Source organism: Pontixanthobacter sp., assembly GCF_049682855.1.
Taxonomy (GTDB): Bacteria; Pseudomonadota; Alphaproteobacteria; order Sphingomonadales; family Sphingomonadaceae; genus Pontixanthobacter.
Genome location: NZ_JBAUIK010000011.1, coordinates 1 through 6,564, shown reverse-complemented (window position 1 = coordinate 6,564; position 6,564 = coordinate 1). Strand labels below are relative to the sequence as shown.

2 protein-coding genes and 1 pseudogene are annotated in these 6,564 nt (G+C 55.1%); all 3 read right to left on the bottom strand.

Going from position 1 to position 6,564, the window contains the following annotated elements; all coding sequences use genetic code 11:
• Positions 1-131: 131 nt before the first annotated feature.
• Positions 132-476, bottom strand: a pseudogene (locus WA922_RS08270) (integrase); the annotation flags it as partial.
• Positions 477-1,152: 676 nt separating this feature from the next.
• On the bottom strand, positions 1,153-4,623 hold the full coding sequence (locus WA922_RS08265) for a hypothetical protein (RefSeq protein WP_424771226.1): 3,471 nt from the start codon (positions 4,621-4,623) through the stop codon (positions 1,153-1,155).
• 5 nt (positions 4,624-4,628) lie between these two features.
• Positions 4,629-6,564 (bottom strand): SdrD B-like domain-containing protein (locus WA922_RS08260; protein WP_424771225.1); only part of this gene is annotated, 1,936 nt, incomplete at its 5' end.

The following is a 6,564-nucleotide window of genomic DNA, read 5'->3' as shown; positions in this document are numbered from 1 at the left end:
GCCCGCTGGTCAGCGCAATGCGCACGGCCTCTTGCTTGAACTCTTCTGTATGCTTCTTCATCTCGTCGGTCTCCTTGCGCGAGTGTTAAACTCTCAAGTCACCGGCACAAAACCGTTACAAGTCCATTGTCACCTCCTCTGAGTTCCAGCCAGGCAAACAGACTTGCACGCGCATCTGTCGCAATCTCAAACTGAACAGGGCGACCTGTCTTGCGCTGTGTGATTGTCGCCCGTGTCTTGATTTCTGAACCGCTAACCAGATCGCCGATCTTCAGCGCGACAAGATCACATCCTCGCAGCTTGCTATCAATCGCCAAGTCGAAGAGCGCCCGATCCCTGATGCGCTCTTCGCGATCAAGGAAAAACCGGATCGCCCAGATCTGCTTCTGATTGAATGGACGCTTGGGCCCAATCTTCGCTCCAAAGTTCCAGGGCACTCGGTTTTGCGCAGCGGGGTCAAAGTGTGAGTATGTCATTTTCATTCTCCTTGGCCTGAATGGCCTTGGAGAATGTCCGCTCTCAGGACCTAAGATCCCGGATGTCTACGTCTTGAACGAGGGCACAAAGCTGTCATCGGAGTATGGCCGCGAATTCAAGTTCTGTGTCCCCTGACAGGCAAGTGCGGGCAAAATGGGTTTCATCGGGCAGAGAGGTTCTTGAGATTGTCAATTGAAGAAATGAGCCAAGAAGGCTAAATATATTAGTAGGATACAGAGGCTTGTGTCGAACATGCGGTCCTATTTGCGGGCCTTTCACAATGATCTCGACAAATAGTTCAATTGGCTCAAGGGGTTACATGATTAGTTCGATGCCTCTTCTCGCACCATTTCAATATTTCAAATTATTGAAAACAAGCAATGGATTGAAATGGGTGGATATCAGATGCCTATCGATGTCTTAGGCGATGACAGGCGATGACAGGCGAGGGCTTGCGCGTATCCGTTGGCGCGCTGTGTTGAGGCCTGGCAGCTATGCGGGTGCTTCTTATGATGGCGTCAATCGCAGCTTGGCCGATCAGAGTTTGTCTGGAGGGTTCCCCACTTGCTCCTGCTCCTGCTCGAACTTCTGCTGCCGCTCAGTGCAGGCGGGACCAATTGCTTGACACCGCGCCCTGCGGGATGATTGGATCATGCCCGCATTGCGCTGTCACACCTAGAATTTGCCCAACAGGTTCAGAAATGGCCCGTGGCTGGTATAGCTTTGATCGGTTAGATCATCGGAGAAGTCAGAGAAAGAATATCCGACACCAACTTTGACATTATTGCCAAGAGAACGATACACCGCGCCTAGCGCGCCATAACGTTTGTCATCCGCCAAGGTTATCCACAAGGCCCGCCCTTCGACGAGGACATCCCATTTCTTATTGACGTGGTAATCGGCGCGAATGACCGCCAGATGCGCCTCGGAATCGACGAATATATCGCTGTCACGGCTGACCGAAACCCGGCCGCTGCGATAGCCATATTTTCCACCCAATGTGACATTTTCACTAAGGTCATAATTCACATCAAGACTGATGATCGCGCTTTCCTGTTTCGGGCTTTCAACCTGCCCTGAGCCAGTGATTTGTCCAGCCGGGCCAAGGTCTTCAAAATAGCTGAAGCGCAGCAACCCATTAAACCGTTCATTATCAACCGGGCGGAAGGCCACACCGGCCATAGCCTCGGTGAATTCGGCAGCCCGGACAGATGGGTTATCCGTATCCGCCTTGGCAATATTAAAGCGGCCAAGAGCGGTCCAGCTTGGATTGACAGCATAGCTGAAATCGTTGCGAAGCAGCCAGACTGTCACATCCCGGTCAAGACCGTTTTCTTCGCGCATTTCGATGGAGCTGCCAAGACGTACACCCTCCGCGGTATAGCCAACGCCGATGCTGGCAGCCGTCCGCTTGAAGACACCGGTTGTTGCATCATCAATCCGGCCATTTTCAAAGCTGCCTGACACGCTGAGCTTTTCGGTGGGGTCAAATTGCAAACCGAAGCTGCGGGTCAGGGAAGGCGCGGTGCCGCCAATACCCACCCGGTTCTCACCATAGACAGACAAGCTGTCACTAAATCGCTGCCGCGCCCCCACAGTGAGCGATCCGCGATTGGAACGGGTGAAGATATTCTGGCTGTCAAGGCCGGTATCGGTGCGGTCAGCAAATAAAGAATACCCGACATAGGCCTCGCGCCCATCACCCAAACGCTGGTTAAGCTGAACATCGGCCCCCAGACCGCCATCGCCGCCGGACACCTCGCTTGCCAAAGACAATTGCTCGGTCAATTGTGCGTTGATACCGCCGCCGAAACGAGAATTGGCTTGACGTGTGGCGTCACGGTCGAGCGTTGCTTGACCAAAGGCATGCAATGACAATTCCCGTGATGGTGCAAATTCCAGTTCCACAGCGCCGTCTGTCCGGCTGCCGTCCTGCACGCTGTTAAACAGCAGACCCGGGGTGCGGTCTTCATATCGCAGTCCCGCTTTCGCAGTGAGGCTGGATGTTCCAAGCACAAAGACATTGGCAATATCGAGCGATGCCGTCTTGCTATCGCCAGTGTTACCCGACGACAGTTCATCATATTTTGCGTCAATGGATGCATTGGCGCCAACCGGCAGATTGACCGCGCCGCCCCAGCGGGTGGTATCGCTGGGTGACAGGCGTCCCGCCGATGCAAAGCCTTGATCATAACTTTCGTAATATGCCGCAGCATTTCCGGCATTTACTGCTTTACCAGCAAGCTCGGCAAAATCGACCGCAGCCTCGGCCCGCCAGGCCTGCGCCTTGATGCCTGCGCCAGGGGTGGCAATATCGGTGAAAGTCAATCCGCCATCGACCGAATTTGACTGACCGAAGCCAGGTCCGTCAGTTTGGGCAAGTTCGGCCTTAAGATAGGTACCGGCAGTAAGCCGGAAGGTCGCATCGGCCCCGATCAGTGTCTGCGCGGCATCTTCAACCGTGTCGCGCTGTGCCGTAACGCCCAGACGCAGGCTATCGCCAATCCACGCAGAACCGCGGCCGCCCACAGTGTATCCATCAAGATCACCGATGAGCGGTGAATATTCGTACCGCACCACCAATACCGGCACGTTGCCAGTTGATGCGCCTTCGCGCACGACACCGCCATTTGATACGGTTGAAGCGAGCGGCTTCAGCAGCGTGATGCGCCCTTGGAAAGGGTCAAAATCATAATCCTGCTGGGCAAATAGATCGCGGCTTTCAAGGACCAGACCGGTTTCACGGTCGCGTACTTCAATGCGGACGCGTTCTGATCCGATCGAAACATCCTGACGTTTGAGGAAATATAGCGAACCGCCGGTCCCGCGAAACTCTTCGCGTCCGGGTACAGTGCCGGGATCAGATGCGAACCCCGTAATCTGCACCTTGCGTTCGCCAAAATCAGTCGTTGCGATGCTGTTGTAATCAATCAGCGCACCAAACAGCCCGCGGTCCAGCTGCGCAAGTTCCGCCCCATTTATCGAGGTAACAAAATTGCCAACCACAAACTGGCTGTCATCTTTATTCACCTTGAGATAGAACCGGCCCTGGGTTGGCGCGTCTTCTACCAGGGTGGAATCATCACCATAGGTCGGATAATATTGATCGCGGTTCAGACGGCGCAGCAATTGGCGCGGGTCTTTCCGGTCCAGATTGCTGAACAGGTCTTTTACCAGGGTTTCACCTGTATCAACCGACGCGGTCACACGGACATCATCGCCAACGACGCCCTTGGCATAAAATGCTGCCCGGCCGATGGCATATTCGCCGCTGACAAGTGTATCGCCTGCAACATCTTGCAAAGGCCCGCTATCATAGCTTCGGCCCAAAGTCAGATCGCCCTGTCCAACCACGAACCAGTCGTTTTTGGGAACAGCAAAGCTTTGTTCGGCACGTTTTGCCTCTATTCCGTCGCGAACAATGCTCACCACCAGCTTGCTATCATCGCGGGCGACGATCTGCTGGGTAACAAACCGGCCATCCTCTGTGACGGGAACAGCCAAACCACCAACCGTGACACGGTCAGTTTCCGGATCGGCATGTCCGGTCACCGTTGCCATCAAACCCGACAGATTAATCGTCCGGCGTGCAGCTTCATCGATTTCCCCGAAATTTGGATAGGACTGCAAGGGACCGGCGGTCATGTTATCAGCCAGTTCCTTACTGACTACGGTCAGCTCATCCGCCGCGGTTTCATCGAAATTGCCACCTTCGCCGGTAACGCGGTAAACATAAAACAGGGCGTCGGGCGCATCCACTGGTACGGCCCATTGCGCAAGTCCGTCTGCGTTTACCGGCACCGCTGCTAACGGTTCGCTGTCGACGCTTTGGCCATCGGCGAAAATGCGGATTTCGCCCTGCTCAACAAAAGCGGGATAGTTGTTATAGGTCTGGAAATAGGCCGTCTCGCCCTCGACAACACTGCGGTCGGAACTGATCAAGCCAACATTCAGAACAGGGGTAACAATCAGGGTATCCGCCCTGAACCGGACTTTGAATTCGTCCTCTTGGTCAATCTGTACAGTCGCCGCTGCATCACCGTCCTGGGCCGATGCAACTGTTGGTGCAACCGCAGTTAACAGAGCCAGAGCAGATGTTTGCGCTAGCAGGGCGTATACGGGATGATTTCTGCTATAGTTTTTCATTGCGCTTACTCCCCCTTCTCTTGAATGTTGGGCGCGACACCAAAGTTAAGTTCACCGAACTTGCCTCGTGTCAGGCGGATGGAACGTGGGTTGTCAGATGTCGTGTCCCAGCCAAGCGGCAGGGTCCGCGTGTCGACTTTCAACACGTAGTTGGAACCGATACGGGCATCTGGCACTGCTGCGCAGGCAATGTGATATCGGCCAAACTGGTCGGTTGTGATCAATTGCCCGTTGACGGTCGCGAGACGCACGCCGGGAACACCGGGCTCACCTGCATCCTGGTATCCGTTGCGGTTGGCGTCTTCGAACACCTTACCGATGACTTCGGAGCAATCGAACACGGCGCTGGGGACAACAGAAACAACTGCAGTTCCGCGATTGGAAATGGCAGCACCGTCGATACCGCTGCGAGCGAGGCCTGTATTGACCTTTTCGCCGCCGGTAACACCTGCACCTATAACCAGCGTGAGATTATAGCTGACAGAGCCATTTGCCGGAATGACCTGGCCAGACCATACAGCCTGCCGGTTTTCAACTACCGGCTCCTGCGGCACACCATCAACCACGCCGGTTCCCAGCACATATTTCATTCCCGGGGGCAGAAGATCGATGATATTGACCCCCGAACGCTGGGCATTTTCCGTATTTCGTACGGTGATTTCGTAAGGCACGATATCACCCACGCTTGCCGATCGTTTGAAGCTCGTTTTTGAAACGATCAGCGGCGTTCTGGTCAGGAAAGGATCCAGCGGAATATGATTGAAAATCACGTCTGGATCGCCCGACGCCAGACGGAAATCGAGATAATATGGTGGGCTGGAAATTGTCGGTATTGTCGGGTCGGGATTGATACGCACCGGCGCTGCCAGTCCGGTCGGGTCAAACGGCCCTGTTTGCGGCGCAATAACCGTCGATAATGCCGAGAAACCGGCCGGCGGTGTGATGACAATACGATATTCGGTTTCACCTGACGGACATTGCGCAGCAGCGCCCGGGACAATGTCAAACCGGTATTCGCCATCGGCTCCAGTGGTCTGATTGTTCTGGGACGGATCAAGATAGCACGCGGCAGGCAAGGCATTGCCATTGCGGTCCACCAGCGTGGTCAGAACACCCGCAATCGGCGTTCTTGCAATCGAGTCGTAGAAAATGCCCGATGGATCGATCGGAAGGTTCTGATCCACCACAGTCGTATTATCAGCCAAGGTGACATTCTGGATAATATCAAAGATGACATTGCTGTTTGGATTACGGAAGGCAATTTCATATCCGCCGCCGCTCAGTAGATCATTGAAAACATAATTGCCCTGGTCATCGCTGCGCACAACCGCGATCAGTTCGCCGTTACGGCGCACTTCAACGATCCAGTTTGGAAGGCGGGTGTCTCCGCCATCCAAAGTGCCATCGCCGTTAACGTCTGTGTAAACCGTTCCGGACAGTGAACTCAGGGATGGCTCGACCACTATTGTAACGGTGCTGGTCGCGCAGTTGGCTGGGTTTACGACCTCGCAGATTTCATACTCGATCGTATAGGTTCCTGCCGGCACTTCCGGAGCCACCGAGACGACCCCGGTTGCTGTATCCAGTACAACGCCCGCATTGCTCGCCGGGGTGACGATGCGTACGGTCACATCTGCAGCAGCGACTGGCGTGCCGTTTACAGTGTCATTGTCAAAGATATTGATCGCATCCGCGGCACCGATTCCGGACCGTATGGGGTCAGCGATATCGCGCTCGGCAACAATGTCAGGCGCAGTCACTTCCACCGTGACCGTGCTTACCGCACAGTTGGCAGGGTTGAGCGTCTCGCAGACTTCATAGCTGATCGTATAGGTGCCAGCAGGGGTGCCCGCAGGGACATCGAGCAGACCCGTGGCCGGATCGAGCACCGGAACCGGCGCGCCAGGGCGAACCGGAACCGCAGGGCTGGTGATGGTTGCG

What these genes read in the sequence shown, in the direction of transcription:
- WA922_RS08265 (WP_424771226.1), bottom strand. Translation starts at nt 4,623, where the DNA reads ATGAAAAACTATAGCAGAAATCATCCCGTATACGCCCTGCTAGCGCAA.